We start from the raw sequence: 21,621 nt of genomic DNA on the forward strand, positions 1-21,621 counted from the left end.
GCTTCCGCTTCATCTGTCCGTCCCTTTGTCGGGTCGGACTCTAGCTCCAACTGGAGGAAAAAGCGGGGGTCACGTCACCGGTCGGAAACCAGGGCGGTTTCCTGCGCCAGCGTCAGGCGGGTGACCAGACGCACGGGGTGATCCACCCGGCGCATGATTTCCGCCATGTTCGTGCCGGCCAGGGCGCAAAGCTCCCCGAGCTTGTCGATCATCAGGCCTTTGCCCGACAGCCAGCGCTTCAACGTGGTCTCGCCGACGCCCAGGGCGTGTGCCGCGCTTTTGATCGTATGTCCCGCTCCGCGCAGGTCGTGTCTCAGCTCGTCGAGCATGGCACGCGTGAAATGTGCGCCGGTATCGCTCATTGTCTCTTTGCCCCTGTGTGACGATCAGGACCACGGTCACAGACGCCGAACCACATGGCAGCCCAGATGTGAGCACTATCCTATGGTGGGCGCAGCCCCTCCGCAATCGGGCTCGCATATGCAGTAAATCTCTCCCCAAGCAGACATGCGCGGGATCGCATGGGCAATCCACGGGCGCACCCATTTAACAGTGTCGGGCAATGAGGCGGCCCTGTTCGGTCCATCTGGAGGACTATCGCCGCGTTCGAGCCTTGACGGTCGATTGTCGCCCTTGGCCCTGCCCAATATCGTGGCGCGCATAACTGCAACGCGATCGTCGGAGGCGCAGCCGGACAGTCCGCCGAGGCCATTCAGCCCCGGGGGACCGTCGTCGGCATGCGGTAATAGGGGGCTATGTGACGAAGTTGAAGACATGTTGGGGCATTTGCGAACGGCCGGGAAGCATGCGCTGGGGGCTGCTCGCGGGAACTGCGCTGGCGGCTCTGGGCTTTTCGGCATCTCCGGCTGCGGCGGCCTGCATCAATCCTCCCGACAATCTGAATGGCGTCTGGGGCATCAACTGCGCCGCTCCCGATCAGCCGAAGGCGGACCCCGGCTCGTCGGAACAATATGGGCTGCCCTGGGAAGCGACGAAATACAATAACGGACCCGGCGGATCGAACGGGGGGATTGGCGACGCGATCACGGCCTCCCAGTCCGGCCTCACGCTTTCGGGCCGCGCGGGCATCGCGGCGATCTTGATCCAGTCGAGGGGCGGCAAGGGCGGCGACGGCGGCGATTCCGGCGCCGCGACCGGCGACTGGACCACCGGCTATTCGGATGGCGGCGGCGGCGGCTTTGGCGGCAGTGGCGGCGTGGTCACCATCACCCTCAATGCATCCACGGTCAGCGATGCGGTCGGCCTGACGCCCATCGGCATCTATTCGATCGGCGGCGATGGCGGCAGCGGGGGTGTCGGCTATACCTACGGTCAGGGCGGCTACGGCAACTATGCCGGCGACGGCGGCGCCATCTCCTACAGCCAGACGGGCGCGACGACAGTCACCAGTGCAACGGCGCGGCTCCCGGCGATCGCGATCATTTCGTCGGGGGGCAATGGCGGCGCCGCTGCTTCGGCGCGGGATGATCTGACGCATGCCTATGGCCTGAATGGCGGAAATGGCAGCAATGGCGGCGTGTTGACCGTCAATCTGGCGGGTTCGATCAAGTCCGCCGGAGACGGCGTGCGCGCCTGGTCGATCGGCGGCGATGGCGGCGATGGCGCCGACGCATCGAGCGATATAGGGGCGGCAACCGGCGGCAATGGCGGGCGCGGCGCGTCCGGCCAGTCCGTGCATGTCACATTGACGGGGGAGATCCAGGCAACGGGGGTCGACAAGGCCGGGACGGGCCAGACGCTGGGCAACCTGACCTTTTCCGAAATCACGGCGGGAATCTGGGCCGCGTCCCTGAACGGTATTGGCGGTAATGGCGGCACCGGCGAGGGCAGCTACGGCAAGGGATCGGGCGGCAATGGCGGCAGCGCCGATACGGGCAACTTAACCGGCGTCGTCGTCAACGGCGGCTCGATCAGCACCACGGGTTACGCCGCCGTCGGCGTCCTCGCTCAAGGCGTCGGCGGCCATGGCGGCAACGGCGCTTTTGGCGGCGGCGTGTTCGTATCGAGCGGCGGCGATGCGTCCCCCGGCGGCGACGCTGGTCAGGTGCTTGTCGTCACACTCGGTTCGGGCATCATCACGACAAGCGGCAAGCACAGCGCCGCGATCGTCGCGCAGAGCATCGGCGGCGGCGGCGGTTTCGGCGGCGACGCCGTGTCCGATGGCGTCATCGCGGGCGTCACGCTCGGCGGCAATGGCGCGCAGGGCGGCGACGGGCAACTCGCTCAAGTGTTTAACGGCAATCCGACGTTCGGCCCCGACGAGGTCATTACGGCGATGCCCGACGGCGAACTGATCGTCACTACGGGCAACAAGTCGTCCGCGATCGTCGTGCAAAGCATCGGCGGCGGCGGCGGGACTGCGGGCGATGCCAGCACCACGGACGCGGCAGGCGTTTCGGCGGTGGCGATCGGCGGCAACGCAAGCCATGGGGGCGATGGGGGCGCGGCGGTCATCGCCAATGGCGGCACGATCCAGACGCTCGGCAGCCACGCCTATGCCCTGGATGCGCAGAGCATCGGCGGCGGCGGCGGCAGTGGCGGCGCCGCCAATGCCATCGATGTCGGCGCACAGATCACCACATCGGCCGCTGTCGGCGGCACAGCCGGCCAGGGCGGCGTGGGTGGCGACGTGGCGATCACCAATTTCGGCCATGTCACCACGGCTGGTCATGATGCGGTTGGCATTTTCGCGCAGAGCATCGGCGGCGGCGGCGGGCATGGCGGCACCTCGCTCGCCAGTACGTATCAGCTCTTCAACGATCCCGACTTCCCCTCGGTCAATCTCGATGTCTCGATCGGCGGCGCGGGCGGTTCGGGCGGCGCCGCCGGCGCCGTGACCGTCGTCAACAATGGCTCGGTCCTCACGTCGGGTGCCATGGCGACCGCGATCATTGCCCAGAGCATCGGCGGCGGCGGCGGCAATGGCGGCGATTCCGATGCGCTCAGCCTCGCCTATCAATCGTCGAACGTGAATGTGAACACCGCTATCGGCGGCAAGGGCGGCAGTGGAGGAAATGGCGGCACCGTGACCGTCACCAACACCGGCCTCGTCGGCACGATGCAGCATGATGCGGTCGGGGTATTCGCGCAGAGCATCGGCGGCGGCGGCGGCAATGGCGGTTACGGCAACGCCAACAGCGGCGCGCTTTTCACCAACGAGAAATCCGCTTCCGTGACGGTGACTATTGGTGGCAGCGGCGGCGCGGCGGGGAATGGCGGCGCGGTGACCGTCAACAATCTGAACGGCGGCATCTTCACGCTCGGCAGCAACGGCTTCGGCGTCTTCGCGCAGAGCGTGGGCGGCGGCGGCGGCAATGGCGGCGGCACACTGGCGGACGGGACCGGCGGCAACCAGTTCACTGCCAATGTCGGCGTCGGGGGCAATGGCAACGCCGGGGGCGCGGGTGGGACCGTCACCGTCACCAACGCGGCCGCGATCGCAACATCCGGCGGTTCGGCATCGGGCGTCTATGCGCAAAGCGTGGGCGGCGGCGGGGGCATCGGCGGAGAGGCGGCGACGGGCACCGGCATCTCAATCGTCGCTTCGATGGTGGATTTCGTCGAACAGGGCTTTGCCGGCAATGCGGATGTCACGCAGGAAGGGCCCGTCTATCGGCTGAATGATCTCACCTACGACGCCTGGAACAATTATAACCGGCTCCAGACGGTGATTTCGGCGATTGAGGCCTTCTACCCGAGCGATGGTTCCCCCGCCGATCCGGGCAGCCTGACAAGCCTCATCAGCGTCAACGTCGGCGGCGCTTTTGCCGGCGCAGGCGGCGCAGGCGGCGCAGGCGGCACGGTCACCGTCAACAACAGCGGCAACATTGCGACCCTGGGCGCTTTTTCCGAAGGCGTCTTCGCGCAGAGCATCGGCGGCGGCGGCGGCAATGGCGGCGCGGCGGCGGCATCGAACAGCTATTCGACCGTCGACGGCAGCGTGGGGATCGGCGGCCACGCCGGCGCGGCCGGTGACGGCGGCGTCGTCAGCCTGACCAACAGCGGCATCATCACGACGAAGGGCGACCTGTCCTTCGGCCTCTATGGCCAGAGCATTGGCGGGGGCGGCGGCAAGGGCGGCGCAACCTTGGGCGATCCGGCGGCGCTCAGCAATTTCACCGTTTATATCGGCGGCAAGGGCGGTGCGCAGGGCGACGGCGGCGCAGTGACGCTGACCAACAGCGGGAGCATCGCGACGACGGGGCGCGACGCGATCGGGCTCGTGGCGCAGAGCATCGGCGGCGGCGGCGGCCTTGCGGGGGTGATGTCGGTCGGCAACGACAATAGCGGCGGCAGTTCGGGCAGCCAGACCGGCGACTGGGCCTCCACGACCATCATTCCGGTCAACATCGGTGGCGACGGCGGGGCAGCGGGCAACGGTGGCACGGTGACCATGAATCTCTCCGCCGGCTCGGTCACGACCGCCGGCATCGATTCATACGGCGTCCTTGCACAAAGCATCGCGGGCGGCGGCGGCCTTGTCGCCGGCACGCCCGGCGAAGCCAGCGTGACGACCGCCGATGGCGCCTATGGCGAGGCCTCCTTCCTCTCCGGCAATGGCGGCACGGTGAACGTCACGCTTTCCGGCAACAGCCAGATCGCGACGAAGGGCAATGGCGCTGCGGGCATCGTCGCGCAGAGCATCGGCGGCGGCGGCGCGCTGATCGGCGGGCTTTCCCAGATCGACCTCACCCAGGCCGTCGAGCGGCCGAGCTTCATATTCCATGCCGGGTCAGGCGGCGACATCAACGTCGATGTCCAGGCGGGCAGCGCGATCACCACGAGCGGCCAGCGCGCGCACGGCATCTTCGCCCAGAGCGCGGGGAAGGGCGGCGGCCTCTACGGCCACGCCGATGGCAGCGGTTTCGTCATCGCGGGGGCAGGGAGTTCCACCTGCGACGCGGCGTGCACAGGAACGGTCACGGTCAATGTCGAAGGCAATGTCGTCGTGACCGGCGCGGAATCCTACGGCATCTATGCTCTGAGCCGGGGCAACAACACCAATGTCGTGAATATCAACATTGCGGCCGGCGCGACCGTACGGTCGGATGGACAGGCGGCCGGCGCGCTCGTCGTCAGCGGCGGCTACGATACCTACCCCTCGGGCCTGCCCAAGTCGCAGATCAGCATCGCCGGTCGGCTGGACGGCTATAGCGGCCCCGCCCTTATCGTCGACAGCATCGCCAACATCGTCAATACCGGCTTCGTCACCGGCGACATATTGGCCAGCAACGCGGTCCTCCAGAATAATCCGACCGGCACCATCTTCACCAACGCCACGATCAACGCCGGATCGATCTTGAACACCGGCACGCTCTGGATCGGCACGCACGACGCCATCCTGCAGCAGACCACGATCAACACCGGCTTGTTCACCAGCACCGGCTATATCGTCGCCGGCGTCGACTTCGTGAAAGGAACGAGCGACAGCCTGCTGCTCGCCAATGGTTCGAGCGCCATCGTCACCGGCAAATTGTTCCTGCAGCCACTTTCGCTCAGCCATAATAGCGTCACCATCATGTCGGCAGTGGGCGGCGGAAGCATCACGGTCCCGAACAATGATTTCAGCGTCGGCATCTATGGCGGCAATACGTCGCCGATCTACAGTTTCACATATCAGGTGGTGGGCGGAACGAGCCTGACTGTCACCGCCAACGCGGATTACGCGTCGGCGAATTTCGCGTTGAACGGCAACCAGCTGAATACCGCCAACCATCTCCAGCAGATATGGGACACCAACCGGGTGAGTGCCGGCGGCGGCATCGTCCAGACGCTGGCTGTCCAGGTCGCCACGCCTGCCGACTATGTGAATGCGCTCGACAGCCTGGGCGCCGACGTGCTCGGCAGCTTCGCCGTCACGCGTCCGCAGGCCCACCGCGCCTTCGTCGGTGAAATGCTGACCTGTCCGGCCGCCGATCCGGTCGACTTCGGGGTCGACGAGCGCGATTGCGTCTGGGGTCGCGCGGTCGGCACCGACATCGATCGCGACAGCACGGCGGAATCGATCGGCTACCGGTTCAAATCCGGTACGGTCCAGATCGGCGGTCAGCGGGAGATTGGCGAGGATCTCTTCCTGGGCGGATCGCTCGCCTATGAGCGCGATTCGATCGATGCGGAACGGCGGCTCGCCCATGTCACCGGCGACGCGCTGCATCTCGGCGCATTCGTCAAGAAGCGCCAGGGCGATCTGCTGATGTCGCTGGCCGTCTCGGGCGGCTTGGGCTGGTACGATTCGCGGCGGAAAGTCACGATCGGCCAGGATGCGACGACGGCGACCGCATCGCCTTTCTCCCAATATGTCGGCGGCCATATCGGCATTGGCTATCAGCATGCTTTCGGCGGCTTCTATCTGCTTCCGCAGGTCGCGGTCGACGCGACATACGTTCATGTCGACAGCATCAAGGAAAGCGGCTCGCCTTACGCGCTTCGCCTGGCGAAGACCGGGAACACCACCTTCGCCGCCGCCCCGGCGCTCGAGATCGGCGGCCGGATCAGCCTCGGCGCGGATTCAACGCTGCGGCCGTTCGCGCGGGTCGGGGGATTGTTCGAGGCGCGCAACGACTGGCGGGCAAAGGCGCGCTTCGCCGATGCACCCGATCTCTCGCCATTCGTCAGCACGACCTATCTGCCGAACAACCGGCTGCTGCTGGGGGCGGGTGCGGAGCTCCTCCGCAAGCGGAACATGACGATAACGGCCGGCTATGATGCCGATCTTGCGCATCATTACTCCAGCCAGCGCGTCTCGGCGCGCCTCATCTACTCATTCTAAGTCGCGGCGGCGTTCGCTGCATCATATAGGAGGTGACATTGGCCGCTTTAACGCGTCGCACGCTGCTCCAGTCGACTCTGGCCGCCGCCGCTGCGCAGGATGTCTGCGGCGCGGCCGCATTCGCAGCGCAGCCGCCGGAAACGACTTTGCGCCTGTTGCGGCGGACGATCGAGGTCAATGGGCAGGCGGCTTCCGTCTATGGCATCCGGCAGCCCGACGGCACGCCGGGGCTTGTGATGAATGCCGGCGATCGCTTTCGGGTGCGGGTCGAGAATCATATTCAGGAGCCCAGCCTGATCCATTGGCACGGCCTCACCCCGCCGTGGCGGCAGGACGGCGTGCCGGGCATATCGGCGCCGCCCATCGCGCCGGGGGCGAGCGCCGCTTACGACTTTCCCGTGCGCTCGGGCGGCAGCTTCTGGATGCATTCGCATGCCGGGTTCCAGGAACCGCTGATGATGTCCGCGCCGCTGATCGTCCGCGACGGGCGCGACGAGCCCGGCCAGCAGGAGATCGTGCTGATGCTGCACGATTTCAGCTTCACCAGCCCGGAGGAGATTTACGCCGCTCTCCGCAAGCCCAGGTCCATGAGCGCCATGCAAGGCATGGCGATGCCCGGCAAGGCGGCGGCACCGGATCTGAACGACGTCACGTTCGACGCTTTCCTGGCCAATGACCGCACGCTCGCCGATCCCGAAGTGGTCAAGGTCGAACCCGGCGCGCGCGTGCTGCTGCGCGTGATCAATGCCGCGGCGATGAGCAATTTCCACTTCGATCTCGGGGCGCTGACCGGGGAATTGATCGCCGTCGACGGCTTCCGGGTAGAGCCTGTCAAGGCCCGGCGCTTTCCCCTCGCGGTCGCGCAGCGGCTGGATATCCGGCTCACCGTTCCCCGCGAAGCGGCTTCGCATCCGTTGCTGGCGCTGCTGGAAGGCACGGCGCGGCGGACGGGGATCGTGCTGCGCGCCGGTGCAGCGCCAGTGCCGCGTATCGCGGAAACGGCGCAGGCGGCGGCGCCTGCCGTCACGCTCGATCTCGAAAGCCGCCTGCGCGCCGTGAAACCGCTCGCCCCCCGCAAGGCCGATCGCGTCCACACGATCGACCTGACCGGGGAGATGAGCGGTTATGTCTGGTCGATCAACGGCGTGCCGTGGAACAGCCAGGTGCCGCCGCTTCCCGTCGCCACCGGCGAGCGCGTGGAACTTGCGCTCGTCAACAAGACACCGATGGCGCACCCGATGCATTTGCACGGCCATACCTTCCAGGTCGTCGAAATCGGCGGTCAGCGGCTGGCGGGGGCGATGCGCGACACGATCCTCGTGCCGCCGAACGGGCGCGTGGTCGTGGCGTTCGATGCGGACAATCCCGGCTGGTGGGCATTTCACTGCCACATGATCTATCATCTGGCAGCGGGCATGTTCACGACGATCCGCTATGTCTGAGGCGACGGGCAGCTCGTGGGGCATGGCGGCGCGCGCGGGGGGCGCCGTTGCCCGTCCGGTCGGCCGGTGGCTCCTGCGCCACCCTCTCGGGCGCAGCACGCTCGCAGCCGGCCCGGTTTCGACCGTTCGCGCGGCGCGCGGCTGAGCATGGGAAGCGGCGATTGTCATCGTCGCTTCCTCTTCGCGCCGGTCGTTCGCGCCGATCCGCGCCGCGGCCTCGGGAGCGCGCAGTGAGATCCGCAGCCACGCTGGCCGCGTCTGCGGGGCTGTCGGCGTTGGCCGCGATGCCCGAAGCGGCATGGCCGCAATCGATCGATAAGACGGTCCCGACCTTTTCCTCGCTGTGGGACGGGCAACCCAACGATCCCGGCCAATTGAGCCTCGCCGGGCTTGCCAGCGTTTCCGCCGGGCAATGGCAGTTCCAGTCGAACCTGCAATACACGCCTACGGGCAGCTTCTGGTCCAACGCCTTGTTCTCGGTGATTTTCCCCACGGTCGACGCCGGCGACAACATCGCCGATGCGGAAACCTCCGCAACCTTCGGCTGGCAGCAGCGCTGGTTCGGCTCGGACAGCAGCCGCACGACCTTTTCCACCTCGGTCGCGGTCCAGATTCCCGTTCACGCGCCCAGCCAGAGCGTCGATTTCATCGCGACGGCGGGGTTGACCCGCGTCGTCGGCAAAGGGGTGGCCTATCTGAACGCCTATGTCGAAACCGAAGCCGGATCGGCCAATCCGGCGCCGACCCAATGGGGTGTCGCGACGGGCTATCTGTTGCCCGTATCGCCGAAAGTCGCGGTCGTCGGCGATGTCCTTTATGCGCGCGGCGGCAACCTCCAGTTCGAGACGTCGCTACGGATCGATGCGAATGACGCGCTTTCGGTCGGCCCCGGCCTGTTCGTCGCGACCGACATCGATGCGCGATCGCACCGCATCTCGGCGGGTGCCGGCGTTCTCGTCACCTATTCTTTCTGACGGGCTGCGCGGGTGCCGGGCGAGAAGAAGGGAATGCGAACCGTGGAAAAGGGGGCATGACGATCGGCGGCGCGATACACATATTATCCCCGATGGTTCCGGCGTTGCCCGCGCATCCGGAAACACGCCCCCTGCTCACATCGCGTCGGAATCGGCGATGACGCGGCGGGCGCTTTGGCGAGAAGCCTTCCTGCTGGCGACCGGGGGCATTTTCTCACTCGTTTCGATCCTGTCCGACAATGCGCTGGCAAGCGGGATTCCCGGCATGGCGGCGCTGCTGGTCCTGGTGTTCGCGCTCATGCTGCGCAACGGCTTCGGCATCGCACGTCACGGCGCGCACGTGGCACGGGCTATGGATCAACCCTATGGCACGCTGCTCCTCACGCTTTCGATAGACTTCATCGAAGTGGCGAGTATCGCGGCGGTCATCCTTCACCGCGACAATAACCCTACATTGTTGCGCGCCAGCCTGTTGTCGGTGGTGATGATCATACTGAACGCCATGGTCGGCATGTCGCTGCTGATCGGCGCGTGGCGGCACGGCGAACAGCATTATAATCTTCACGGCGCGAACAGTTATCTCTCGGTCCTGCTGCCGCTTGCGGTACTGACCATGGTCCTGCCCGGTTTTGTCGATTTCACGAACGAAAATGGCGTAAGCGGCTATCGAACCGCCTTCATCGCCATCATGACCTCGGCGCTCTATGCGGCGTTTCTGCTGCTGCAGACCGGGCGTCACCGGGGTTATTTCGTGGACGGCGGGGCGACGCAGCGCAAGGACGGCGCGCATGCGCAATCGACTCCGGTGGCGACGCATGCCGCCTTCCTTGCCGCGAACCTGGTCGTCACCGGGCTGCTTGCATCGCAGATCGCCGTTCCGATCGACTATTTTCTCGAGAATCTGAAGATGCCTGCGCTGTTGGGCGGCATTGTCATGGCGCTGCTCGTAGCGACTCCCGAGGCTGCGGAAGCGGTGAGGGCGGCGCGCCGCAATCATCTCCAACATGCGATCAACGTGCTGCTCGGGTCCGCGCTCGCCACCATCGGCATCACCGTTCCCGCGATCCTGCTCATCGGCGCGCTGGCCGGGCGCAGCGTGGAATTGACGCTGCACGGCGCCGATCTCATTATGTTGCTGCTCACGCTGACGGTCAGCGTCGTCACGTTCGGCAGCGGCCGCACGACAGTCCTCCAGGGCGCAGTGCATCTGCTGCTCTTCGCCGCATATCTGATGCTAGCCATCCATTTGTAGAACGGCGATGCAATGTCGGTCGGAACCGAGCATGCGCTCGATTCTCGATCGGCGGCCCCGCCGGCCACGAGTGACGGTCTCGATTGTCCGATCGGCAAGCGCGGTGCGGACGGCGGGCCTCTCCTCAAGCGGCTACCAAACTTGGGCAAGCCCGGGCAAACCCGGACATGGCCGGCGCTATTGCGGTAACGGCATGCCCCGTTGTGCCGAGAAACGCGCTGCCTGAACGGGCAGGCCGGTTTGCGGCTGGCCCGATCCTATGCTCACCTGATACTCGCCGGCCAGCACCTGGCGGACGCCGTCCGCAGTCACGGCGCTCAGGTCGCGCGGCGAGAGATCAAAGCTGATCGTCCGCCGTTCGCCGGGCTGGAGGGTCAGGCGCTGGAACCCGCGAAGCGCGATCCTCGGCGCTCCCGGCACGGCGGGGAAGCTCAGGTAGAGCTGGGCGACCTCGTCGCCGGCGCGCTGGCCGCTATTGGTGATCTCCGTCGTGACGCGCAGCCCGTTTTGTGCGCCGCCCGCAGCCGGCTGCACCGTCAGCGGCGCATATGCGAAGCGGGTGAAGCTGAGGCCATAGCCGAAAGGATAGACGGGCGTGCCCGCATAATAGCGATAGGTGCGCCCCTTCATCTCATAATTGTCGAACGCCGGCAGGTCGTCGAGCGAGCGATAGAAGGTGAGGGGCAGGCGGCCCGCCGGGTTGGTCTTGCCCGATACGATGTTGGCGATGGCGAGCCCGCCCGACTGGCCGGGATACCAGGCCTCGATGATCGCCGAGGCGTTGTCCTTCTCCCAGGCGAGGTTGATGGGGCTGCCGTTCATCGCCACCACGATCAGCGGCTTGCCGAGCGTCTTCGCCTTGCGCAGCAGGTCCCGCTGGTCGGCCGGGATGTCGAGCGAGGTCTTGTCGCCCCCGGAGAAGCCTTCGACCTTTACCGGCATCTCCTCCCCCTCCAGGTCGGAGGTGAGGCCGACGACAGCCACGATCACGTCGGCCTGTGCCGCAGCGGCTGCGAGATCCGCGTCGGGGTTGGTCGAAATGCGTTTCCAGAAGATCGCGGGGCTCGCCGATATGGTCGATTCGGTCTGGAAGCGCAGCGGATAGCGACGTCCCTTTTCCAGCCGGACTTCGACGAGCTTCAGCGGTTCCGCCCATGCGGAATAGGCATCTGCGCTGACCGCCGGCCGCCCGTCGATCATGAGCGCGCCTTTCAGCCCGGTTACCGCGATGCGATAGGTGCCTGTCTCGGGAGCCACGAGAAACCCCGTCCACACGACCTTGTTTCGGTCGCTCACCTGTTTGAGCTGCGCGGCGTGCGAATATAAGTTGCGCTCGGTGCGGGTGACGATCGGTTTTGTATCGAAAACGGTTTCGCTCCCGGCTGGCTGACGCGCGCTGGCGTTGTAATATTCGGCCTTGAGGCCTGCCTTGCCGTCCGGCGTCAACAACGCGCTGCCCGGCACCAGGTCGCCGTCGGTGATCGAGGGGCCGAACGGCACCAGGGTGATCTTGGCCTCGGGCATCGCAGAGCGCAGTCCGTCGATGACGGAGATGGGCGGCGCGCTGAGCGCCGACGAATAATTGCCTCGCAATACCCGGGTCGCATCGCCGAGCGGTCCGACCACGGCGATCCGCGTCGTGGCCTTCAGGGGCAGCACGCCATCATTTTTGAGCAGGACGAGGCTCTTTTCGGCCGCTTTCAGCGCCAATGCCCTGTGCTCGGCCGTGTCGATCGCGCTGGGGGGAATGGTCTGCGGCGCACGGCCGGACAGCCCCGGCAGATCGCCATTGCGATAGCGGGCCGAGAACAGGCGGACGAGCGCCCGGTCGATGTCGGCCATGCTGATCAGCCCGCGATCGAGCGCTTCCTTGTAACGGTCGCTCAAATGCGGCGTGTCGGAGAGAGTCGCGACATTGCACTCGTTATCGACACCCGCCTTCAGCGCCACTGCGACGCCCGCAGCCGGATCGGTGGCGTATTTGTGATGCGCCGCGATATCGACGACGGCATCGCAGTCCGACACGACATATCCGGTGAACCCCCATGCGCCGCGCAGATGCTGCGACAGCAGCAGATTGCTGCCGCAGGCCGGCTGGCCGTCGACCCGATTATAGGCGCACATGATCGAGCCGGCCTTGCCGTCCACGATCGCGGCCCTGAAGGCCGGCAGGAACGTGTCTTCCAGATCATGGGCGGAGACAAAGACGTTGGCGCTATGACGCGTCGATTCCGGGCCGCTATGGACCGCAAAATGCTTTGGCGTGGCGATGACGTCGGGCAGGTCCGGGTTGGGGCCTTGAATGCCGCGCACGAACGCGACGCCCATCGACGCTGTCAGGAAGGGGTCTTCCCCATAGGTTTCCTGCCCGCGCCCCCAACGGGGATCGCGAAATATGTTGATATTGGGCGACCAGGTGTCGAGCCCCGTGCCGATATGACCCAGATGTCCGGTTTCCCGCCCCAGCGTGTGCAGTGCGCGGACTTCGGTGCTGATGCTGGCGGCCACGGTTTCGATCAACGGCGCGTCGAACGTCGCGGCAAGGCCGATCGGCTCGGGATAATTGGTGGTCGGCACCGAACCGATCGCGCCATGGAGCGATTCGGTCCACCAATTATAGGCCGGCACGCCAAGGCGCGGGATCGCCGGCGCGACATTCATAAGTTGTCTGACTTTTTCGTCGACCGTCATCTGCGCGACGAGCTTGGCGGCGAGCATTTGGGCGCTTGCCCGGGCGTCATTGGCCATTTCAGCCGGATGTTCTTGGGCGACGATGGGCGCAGCTACCGCTCCGGTCATTGCCAGGCCGGCCAATGCCGCTGTAATACGGGCTGATACTGTCCACGCCATCTGCTCTCTCCCCTTGGCGGCCGCTCTCTCCGAGCATCCCGTGCGATCTGCGTCAAAAACTGGTAACGTTAACAATCGATCGCGGGAAGCGAAATCGCATCGCAGGCCGATCCGCAACCCTTTCATGCCGCGCGATTGTTTTGTACGAGTAATCGACAAGCCGCAAATCGGCCGAGTGGAGAGGAGCAATTGCAATGACGGGAGATTTCCGACTCGGCGCCAATCGTTCAGCAGGGCGCCGCGCGGCCCGGTTCGTCGGCATCGGTCTGGCTTTGGCTTGCGCCATATCCGCACCGGCGCGTGCCCAGGCCGACAAGATGACGCCGATACCCATCCCCGCGCAGCCAAGCGCGATCGAACTGGGCACGGGGCCGTTGCCGGGCGCGACAGCCGCTGAGTCCTGGCATTCGCAATATGGCAGCCGGTTCGCGCGCAACGTGACCGTCGCCACGCTCACGCCGTTCCTGCCCGATCCGGCCAGGGCGACCGGCACTGCCGTCATCGTCGCGCCGGGCGGCGGGTTCCGGACGCTCTCGATGGAGAATGAGGGCTGGGACGTCGCTCAGGCGCTGGCGAAGCAGGGGGTCGCGGCGTTCGTGCTGAAATACCGCCTCAATCCCACGCCTGCCGACATGCCCGGCTTCGAGCGTTCGATGCGCGAGATGTTCGCCGGAGTCGCGCGCGCGCCGCAGCCCAGTCCGCGAACCGCCATGCCCGGCATCGAGCCACAGATCGCGGACGCCGATGCCGCCTTTGCGATGATCCGGCGGCGCGCGGCGGAATGGCATGTCGATCCGAACCGGATCGGCATGATCGGCTTCTCGGCCGGCGCGATGCTGACGATGGCGACCACGCTTGCTGGCCATGACGCCCGCCCGGCCTTTATCGGAATCATCTATGGCTCGCTCGCCCGGGTGGAGGTGCCGGCCGAAGCGCCGCCGATGTTCGTTGCGCTCGCAGCCGACGATCCCTTTTTCGCCAATGGCGGTTTCGGCCTCATCGAGAGCTGGAAGGAAGCCAGGCGCCCGGTCGAATTCCACCTTTATGAACAGGGCGGCCACGGTTTCGGCATGTACCAAAAGGAAACCACGAGCACCGGCTGGTTCGACGCCTTCACCAGTTGGATGCGGATGCACGGCTGGCTGAAATCGTCCCGATGAAAGGGGCGGGCGCGAACCCCGTGGCGCCAGTCCGTAAAAGAGGAAGCGAAGAATGAAGCGACTGCTGGCGGCGGGTTTGATCGCCATGACCAATGTCTCGCCTGCGATCGCCGACGCCGCCGACCCCCTGGCGCCGACGGGGCGCTGGTCGGCCTATAATGCCGGTTCTGCGGCTGCCCCGCCGATGGGCTGGAGCAGCTGGAACGCCTTCGCCACCGACATCGACGAAGCCAAGGTCATGGCCTCGGCGCAGAAGATCGTGGACAGCGGGCTTGCCGCCAAAGGCTATCGATACGTCAACATCGACGACGGCTGGGCCTTGCGCCGTCGGATGCCCGACGGGCACATGATCATCCGCGCCGACAAATTCCCCTCGGCCGGCGGCGGCGATACGCCCAGCTTCAGGCCCTTCACCGATCGGCTGCATGCCATGGGGCTGAAAGCGGGCATCTATTCCGACCTCGGCCGGAACACCTGTTCGCAAGCCTATTCGCCGACGGAGACCGATCTGCCCAAGGGCAGCGTCGCCGAGCGCGAGGTCGGCCTCTACGGGCATATCGATCAGGACATCGCGCTCTATTTCAAAACCTGGGGTTTCGACTTCATCAAGGTCGATGGCTGCGGTCTTCGTGACTATGGGCCGGCGAGTAGCCGGGTCGTCTCGGGCAAGTTCCGCGCATTGGGGCCCATTCTGGACTCCAGTGCCGTAACCCGAACCGACATCCCCGCGATCCAGAATCTTTTCCGTCAGATCGACGCCGCGCTGGTGCGCGACAATCCCGACGGCGATTATCTGTTGTCGCTGTGCGTCTGGGGCGCGGCCAACGTCCGCGCGTGGGGCAAGGATTTCGGCGCCATATCGCGCACCAGCGACGATATTGCCCCGGCCTGGGGGCGGTTGCTGGTCAATTACGACAGCACCGTCACCCGGTCGCTCTACGCCCATCCCGGATCATGGAACGACCCCGACATGCTGTATATCGGCGCGGGCGATTTCGACGCCAATCATTTGACGGAGGCGCGGTCGCATTTCGCGCTCTGGGCCATGTTGAGCGCGCCCCTCATGATCGGGACCGATCTGCGCACGACGCCCGATGCGCTCATGGCGATTTTCGGCAATGCGGACATCATTGCGATTGATCAGGACCCCGCCGGCAATCAGGCGACTCTGGCCTATGATTCCAGCGATCTGCAAATTCTGGTCAAGACGCTCGCTTCCGGCGACAAGGCCGTCGCGATCTTCAATCGTGGATCCGGCGCCTATGATGTGGATCTTCACGCGGCTCATCTGAAGTTCACCGATTCCGCACCGATCGAGCTGACCGATCTGTGGGACAAGCGGACGACGAAATTCACGGGGCAGGTCAAATTGCGCGTCGAGCCCCGCCAGACCCTGATTTTCCGGGCGTCCGGAACCCGTATCCTTCAGGGCGGATATTATCTTTCGGAACAGCCCGGGCGAGTGAACCCGGCGGTCGATGGCGTTGTCCATCCCGTTCCCGATCCGACGATCTTCCGCACCGCCGCGGGTTGGGCAGGGACCAATGGAGCTGGCGACCGGCCTGTCTATGCGGGCTGGGGCGGCGCGCGCGCCGACAGCGCGCCTTATGGGCAGGTGCTGCAGATCGCCGGCAAATCATTTCCGGCCGGCATCGGCATCCTGGCGAATTCGCGGCTCGAGGTGCGCAATGACGGGGCACAGCGTTTTACGGCGCTCGTCGGGGTGGACGACAGCGCCACCGACAAGACGCATGAGGTGGCGTTCGCCGTCTATGGCGACGGCAAGCTGCTGGCGAAGAGCAGGCCGCTCAAATGGGGAATGGCCGCGCAGCCGCTTTCGGTCCCGGTTTCCGGCGTGAAGCTCATCGAACTCGTCGCACGCAGCGCATCGACGGAAAATGAGAGGCTGCCGGTGACATGGGGGAGCGCCGCTTTGCTGACTCGCTGATCGGCGGCTGGTTCGACGGACATGTGTCGGCGAAAGCGCAATTGCCGCCGAAGTTGGCGAACTGCAGATCAAAGCTGCCAGTCGAACGTGAGAAACACCTTGTCCGTATCGGACGCGAAGCTGTCCGCCCGATAATGGGCGAAACGCGCCGCGACGACATAGTGTCGAATTTCGACGGAGGCGATCAGATCGACTTCGTCGCCATATCGACGTGACAGGCGATCGCTGTCAAAGCGATGATAGGTGGCGCCAAGTCCATAGCTGTTGACGTGGCCCGACCCCTTCCAGTTGATTCCGATCGTTGCATAGGCATCGCGCAAGCCATCGGGCGGAGTGGTGGAGAACTTGCCTGCCCAGCCCTGAAAACGGAAAAAGGAGGCAAGCGGGGTCTGCACGCTGGTCAGGACGGCGCCCTTGTCGGCACCCAACACTTCATAGCCGATCGTCCCGGTCAACAGCTTGCCGGAAAGCGTCGCCTCGCCGAGCCAATAGCTGGCGGCATAATGGTTCGGGTTGCGGGCATAGTCGCTCTGCCGCGCGAAGCTCGCGACATAGCCCAGTTTCATATCCGCGCCGATCGGGCGGGTTCCCGCAAAGCGCACGCCATAGGTTTGGCTGGACAGGCGATAGCCCGATAGCGCCGCCGAATCCTGATCGATCAGATAGGCGAACCCCGAAACCGTGCCGATCGGCGTCGCATAGCCAAGGTTGACGAACCAGTTGCCGCCGCCAATCGAGCTTGGCCGCGCCGGCGTTCCCTGAACGCCCATCACGGTGCGGACCGACCAGGCATAGGTCGCGTCGAGCGTCAGCTTGCCGGGCATCGTCCATTGGGCGCGAACCGCGTCGAACGTCTGCTCATTCTGCCGCCACGGCATCGAGCCGACGAAACGCTGATCGACCAGTTCGATCCGCTGGCGGCCGGCGGTCAGCGCGAAGCCGGGGCGGGCATAGCGCAGCTGCGCGCGATTGATCTCGACATTCTGCGGATCCATGACGAGGGGCAGGGCGCGGCCGTTCTGGCCGTCATTGTAGCGGTTGATGATCCCGATCGTCCCTTCCGCCTCGACCAGTGCGGAAAGGTGGCCGACGCTCGCCTGCACGCCGGGGCGGACGCGCAGCGTCAATGCGTCCGCCGTGTCGGCGATCCCGGTCTGATCGACATGTTCGTAACGCAGCCGGGCGTCGACCAGCGGCTTGAGATCGATATCCTGGGCATGGGCGGCGGACGCAGGCCCCCCCAGCGCGGCGAGCGCAAGCGCCCGCACGACGAAATTCGGCATTGCCGGTCTCCGGGTTCAGGCGGCGTTGACGGCCAGTTTTGCGTCGAGCGCGCCGAGTTCGCCCTCGGCGCGGGCGCGGCGGCCATAGACGGCCTCGAACAGCGGGCCGGCCATCATCGTCGTGACGATCGCCATCAGCACCAGCATCGAGAAGAGAGTGGGGCCGATAATGCCCTTCTGCAGCCCGATATTGATGATGATGAGTTCCATCAGCCCGCGCGAGTTCATCAGCGCGCCGATGCCCAGCGCGGTGCGGTTATCCTCGCCGGAAAGGCGCGCCGCCGCCCAGCAGGCGCCGAACTTGGCGAGCACCGAAACCGCGAGGATGCCGATCGCGATCAGGACGAGGCCGAGCGAATTGACCATGTCCATGCGCGTGTTCAGTCCCGAATAAGTGAAGAACATCGGCAACAGCAGGACGACCGCCAGCGGCTCCACCTTGCGCTTCAGCTCCTCGACGAACAGCCCGCGCGGCATGCACGCGCCGAGCAGGAAGCCGCCGAAGATGGCGTGGATGCCGATCGCGTCCATCAGGAAGGCGGAGGAACAGAAGAGGGCGATAGTGACGGCGAGCATCGTCATGCTCATTTCACCCTGCGCCTCGACGAGCCGGCCCAGCGGCGCCAGCAGGCGGCGGCCCCAGATCAGCATGAACGCGGCGTAGATCACCGCGCCGCCGATCGCGAGCAGCGCGACGCCGGGGCCGCCGCCGAAGGTCGCGAGCACGATGGCGAGCACGCACCACGACGTCGCGTCGTCGAACGCGCCGGCAGTCAGCGACAGCGTGCCCAGCGACGAATTGGCGAGGCCGCGTTCGTTGATGATGCGCGCCAGCATCGGGAAGGCAGTGAGCGCGATGCAAGCGCCCATGAACAATGTGGCATTGGCCTGGCCGATGCCGGCCGCGAACAGGCCGTCGACCTTGAGCAGCCAGGGCGTGATGATGGCGGCGAGGATGAAGGGGGCGATGATGCCCGCCGCAGATACGGCGCCGGCGCTCTTCGCCTTGGACCGGAAATGGTCGAGGCGCAGCGTGAGCCCGACCATGAACATGTAGAGCCCGACGCCGAGCTGCGCGCCGGAATAAAGGACGTTGCGCGTCTCCTTGGGAAACAGGGCAAGCTGGAAATCGGGAAAGAGCAGGCCGAGGAGCGAGGGGCCGAGCACGACGCCCGCGATCATTTCCCCCACCACCTGCGGTTGGGCGAGCAGCTTCTGGCCCAGCCAGCCGACGACGCGGCAGGTGATCAGGATGATTGCGAGCTGCAGGAAGAAATGGATGCTGAAATCACCCGGCGTATAGCTCGCCGCCGCCTGCACGGCGGGACCGTGCGGCGACAGGATACCGCCGATGGTCGAGATTAGGCTGTCGATAAGGCCCTGCTGCATCATTCTCCCCCGATCATGTTTGCGCGGCGTTCGAGCGCTGCGTCTCGGCTGAGGGAAGGCGGAAATGGTAGCGCTAGCAAGCGTGAAATTGCGTCGGTCGGGCAGAGCGATTCATTTTCCCGCCCGCGCCACGATTTCTGTTGTAGAGGCGCTACGATGTAGTAACGTTCCTACATAATAAACGAAAAGGTGGGTGGCGCATGCGCGCGATTTCCAGCCGGCAGTTCAATCAGGATGTGGGTCAGGCGAAGCGTCTTGCGCGAGTCGAGCCGTTGTTCGTCACTGATCGCGGCCGCCCCACCCATGTGCTGATGAGCATCGATGCCTATCGCCGCCTCTCGGGCGAGACCAAGTCGATCGTCGATCTGCTCGTCTGGCCCGGCGTGCCGGCCGCCGAGCCGCTGGACGATGCTTCCGGTCCCTGGGCGCGTTCGCCGGCGGGCCGCTGATGCATCTTCTCGACACGCCTGTCGTGCTTGCGCTGCGCGACGCGAAGGCGGCCGGCGGCGATGCGGGGTTGTCGCTCTGGGCTTCCGGCGTCGCGCGGCAGAGCCTCTTCGTTTCCGCGCTGACCCTTCACGAGCTGGAACGGCATGCCGCCCATGCCCTGCACCGCGACAGGAATGTCGGGGCGCTGTGGCGCGATTGGATCGACGGCAACGTCATGCGCGCTTTCGATGGCCGCATCCTGCCCGTCGACGCAGCCACCGTCCGTCGCGCGGCGACGCTTGATTATGGCGACCAGCGCGACGCGCTTCTTGCCGCGGCGGCGCTCGAACATGGCATGACGCTCGTCACCTTCCGCACCCGCGCGTTCAGGGCGGGGCGCGTCAAGACCTTCGATCCGACCGGCTATGCCCCCGAACCGAGCGTCGACGACTGGCGCCAGGCCGCTCGCGCCACGCCGGCATGGATCAGGGGTCTGTTCGTGCGTAGCTAGCGCGGCTAGTGTCGGGCCATGGAAGGCGGCCGCAGCATCCTGATCGTGGGCGGGGGCACTGCGGGCTGGCTCACCGCCTGCTATCTCGCGCGCTTCTTCGATCTCGCGAAAAACCCCGCCCTGTCGATCACCCTCGTCGAATCGCCGGACATCGGCATCGTGGGCGTCGGCGAAGGCGCATTCCCGACGATCCGTACCACGCTGCAGTTTCTGGACATCGACGAATATGATTTTGTCCGCGAAACCGCCGCCACCTTCAAGCAGGGCGTGCGCTTCGACGATTGGGTGCATCCTCCGGGCGGCGGGCGGCGCGATCATTTCATCCATCCCTTCGAGGCGCCGCTCTACGCGGAGGAGGGGAGCCTCGTCGCGCACTGGCTGGCGCAGGACGAAGCGACGCGACCGCCCTTCGCCGAGGCAGTGACGATCCAGCATCATGTGGCCGAGCGCCAGCGTGGCCCCAAGGCGCTGGGCGAGGCGAGCTTCGCCGCGCCGCTCAACTATGCCTATCATTTCGACGCCGGGCGCCTCGCCGCGCTGCTCGCGCGCCGGGCGAAGGCGCTGGGCGTGGCCCATGTCGAGGATCGCCTGCTTTCGGCGGCGGTCGGCGCCGATGGCCTGATCGATCATCTGGCGTTCGAGCGCGGCGGCCGACGCGCCGCCGATCTCTATATCGACTGCTCGGGCCTGCGCGCCGCGCTGATCGGCGAGGCATTGGGCGAGCCCTTCGCGTCGGTGCGCCACGCGCTGTTCACCGATCGTGCGCTGGCCTGCCGCACACCGCACGCGCGCGCCGATGCGCCGCTGCCCAGCTATACGGTGGCGGCGGCGCACGAGGCGGGCTGGATCTGGGACATCGGCCTGCGCGCCACGCGCGGCGTGGGCTGCGTCTATTCAAGCGCGCATATGGACGAGGATCGCGCCCGCGCCGTGCTCGCCGCCCATCCCGGGGTCGGGGGCAGCGCCGACGATGCCCGTCTGATCGCATTCGAGCCGGGCTATCGCGCGCGGCAATGGGTCGGCAATTGCGTCGCGGTCGGCATGGCCGCCGGGTTCGTCGAGCCGCTTGAATCGACGGGCATCGTCGTGATCGAGGCGGCGGCGGCGATGATTGCGGACATGCTCTCGTTCGCGGGGCCGATCGATGCCTCGGCCGATCGCTTCAACGCGCTGATGGCGGCGCGCTACGACAATATCGTCAACTTCCTGAAGCTCCATTATTGCCTCAGCCGGCGTGACGAGCCTTTCTGGCGCGACAACAGGGATCCCGCCTCGGTTCCCGATGCGCTGAAGGCGATGCTCGATCGCTGGCGCTGGCGGCCGCCCAGCCGTTTCGATTTCACGCTCGATGTCGAGACATTCGCCTATTTCAACTACCAGTATATCCTCTACGGGATGGAGTTCGACACCGCGCCGTCTCTCGCAGGCGCGGGAGAGGTTGCACTGGCGGAACGGGCCTTCGCAAAGGTCCGGAGCTTCGGCGATCAGGCGGTCCGCGATCTGCCGTCGCACCGCCAACTGGTCGAGATGATCAACCAGGCCGGGCGCTGAGCCTCCTCCGATCCGGCATTGCCGGATCGGCCTCCAAGTCCG

13 protein-coding genes are annotated in these 21,621 nt (G+C 65.9%); 9 read left to right on the forward strand and 4 right to left on the reverse strand.

Annotated elements, in window-relative coordinates:
- Positions 1 to 74 precede the first annotated feature (74 nt).
- The gene (locus AC3WT0_RS15770) at positions 75 to 362 is read right to left on the reverse strand and encodes a helix-turn-helix domain-containing protein (protein WP_492754399.1); all 288 of its coding nucleotides are present in this window, start codon (positions 360 to 362) and stop codon (positions 75 to 77) included.
- A gap of 443 nt (positions 363 to 805) precedes the next feature.
- On the opposite strand from AC3WT0_RS15770, the gene AC3WT0_RS15775 reads away from it, so the two are divergent.
- From AC3WT0_RS15775 to AC3WT0_RS15790, 4 genes are all read left to right on the forward strand, one after another.
- Positions 806 to 6,790: a hypothetical protein gene (locus AC3WT0_RS15775; RefSeq protein WP_492754400.1), complete on the forward strand. Its 5,985-nt coding sequence runs from the start codon at positions 806 to 808 to the stop codon at positions 6,788 to 6,790.
- Between the two features lie 38 nt (positions 6,791 to 6,828).
- Positions 6,829 to 8,232 (forward strand): multicopper oxidase family protein, encoded by a 1,404-nt coding sequence (locus tag AC3WT0_RS15780; protein WP_492754401.1) that lies wholly within the window; start codon positions 6,829 to 6,831, stop codon positions 8,230 to 8,232.
- 230 nt (positions 8,233 to 8,462) lie between these two features.
- Positions 8,463 to 9,206: a hypothetical protein gene (locus AC3WT0_RS15785; protein ID WP_492754402.1), complete on the forward strand. Its 744-nt coding sequence runs from the start codon at positions 8,463 to 8,465 to the stop codon at positions 9,204 to 9,206.
- Positions 9,148 to 10,458 (forward strand): calcium:cation antiporter, encoded by a 1,311-nt coding sequence (locus tag AC3WT0_RS15790; protein ID WP_492754403.1) that lies wholly within the window; start codon positions 9,148 to 9,150, stop codon positions 10,456 to 10,458. Before AC3WT0_RS15785 ends, AC3WT0_RS15790 begins: the two co-directional genes overlap by 59 nt.
- Before the next feature lie 177 nt (positions 10,459 to 10,635).
- Here AC3WT0_RS15790 and AC3WT0_RS15795 read toward each other — a convergent pair whose 3' ends face one another.
- Positions 10,636 to 13,257 carry a glycoside hydrolase family 3 C-terminal domain-containing protein gene (locus tag AC3WT0_RS15795; RefSeq protein ID WP_492754404.1) on the reverse strand — a complete coding sequence of 874 codons (2,622 nt, stop codon included), beginning with the start codon at positions 13,255 to 13,257 and terminating at the stop codon, positions 10,636 to 10,638.
- Between the two features lie 245 nt (positions 13,258 to 13,502).
- On the opposite strand from AC3WT0_RS15795, the gene AC3WT0_RS15800 reads away from it, so the two are divergent.
- Positions 13,503 to 14,468, forward strand: a complete 966-nt coding sequence (locus AC3WT0_RS15800) for an alpha/beta hydrolase (protein ID WP_492754405.1) — start codon at positions 13,503 to 13,505, stop codon at positions 14,466 to 14,468.
- Positions 14,469 to 14,520: 52 nt separating this feature from the next.
- Positions 14,521 to 16,416: an NPCBM/NEW2 domain-containing protein gene (locus AC3WT0_RS15805; protein ID WP_492754406.1), complete on the forward strand. Its 1,896-nt coding sequence runs from the start codon at positions 14,521 to 14,523 to the stop codon at positions 16,414 to 16,416.
- Positions 16,417 to 16,484: 68 nt separating this feature from the next.
- Here the strand turns inward: AC3WT0_RS15805 and AC3WT0_RS15810 are convergent, their stop codons facing one another.
- Together AC3WT0_RS15810 and AC3WT0_RS15815 are read right to left on the reverse strand one after the other, a co-directional pair.
- The gene (locus tag AC3WT0_RS15810; RefSeq protein ID WP_492754407.1) at positions 16,485 to 17,699 is read right to left on the reverse strand and encodes an alginate export family protein; all 1,215 of its coding nucleotides are present in this window, start codon (positions 17,697 to 17,699) and stop codon (positions 16,485 to 16,487) included.
- A gap of 15 nt (positions 17,700 to 17,714) precedes the next feature.
- The gene (locus AC3WT0_RS15815) at positions 17,715 to 19,088 is read right to left on the reverse strand and encodes a cation:proton antiporter (protein ID WP_492754408.1); all 1,374 of its coding nucleotides are present in this window, start codon (positions 19,086 to 19,088) and stop codon (positions 17,715 to 17,717) included.
- 200 nt (positions 19,089 to 19,288) lie between these two features.
- Between AC3WT0_RS15815 and AC3WT0_RS15820 the strand changes: the two genes are divergently transcribed.
- From AC3WT0_RS15820 to AC3WT0_RS15830, 3 genes are read left to right on the forward strand one after another with little or no spacing between them, the layout of a single operon-like run.
- Complete coding sequence (locus AC3WT0_RS15820; protein ID WP_492754409.1) at positions 19,289 to 19,537, forward strand: type II toxin-antitoxin system Phd/YefM family antitoxin; 249 nt, start codon at positions 19,289 to 19,291, stop codon at positions 19,535 to 19,537.
- On the forward strand, positions 19,537 to 20,028 hold the full coding sequence (locus AC3WT0_RS15825) for a PIN domain-containing protein (protein ID WP_492754410.1): 492 nt from the start codon (positions 19,537 to 19,539) through the stop codon (positions 20,026 to 20,028). Before AC3WT0_RS15820 ends, AC3WT0_RS15825 begins: the two co-directional genes overlap by 1 nt.
- A gap of 18 nt (positions 20,029 to 20,046) precedes the next feature.
- Positions 20,047 to 21,579 (forward strand): tryptophan halogenase family protein, encoded by a 1,533-nt coding sequence (locus tag AC3WT0_RS15830; protein WP_492754411.1) that lies wholly within the window; start codon positions 20,047 to 20,049, stop codon positions 21,577 to 21,579.
- The last annotated feature ends 42 nt before the right edge of the window (positions 21,580 to 21,621 follow it).

Source organism: Sphingomonas sp. EU05-FHT14C10 (assembly GCF_058790595.1).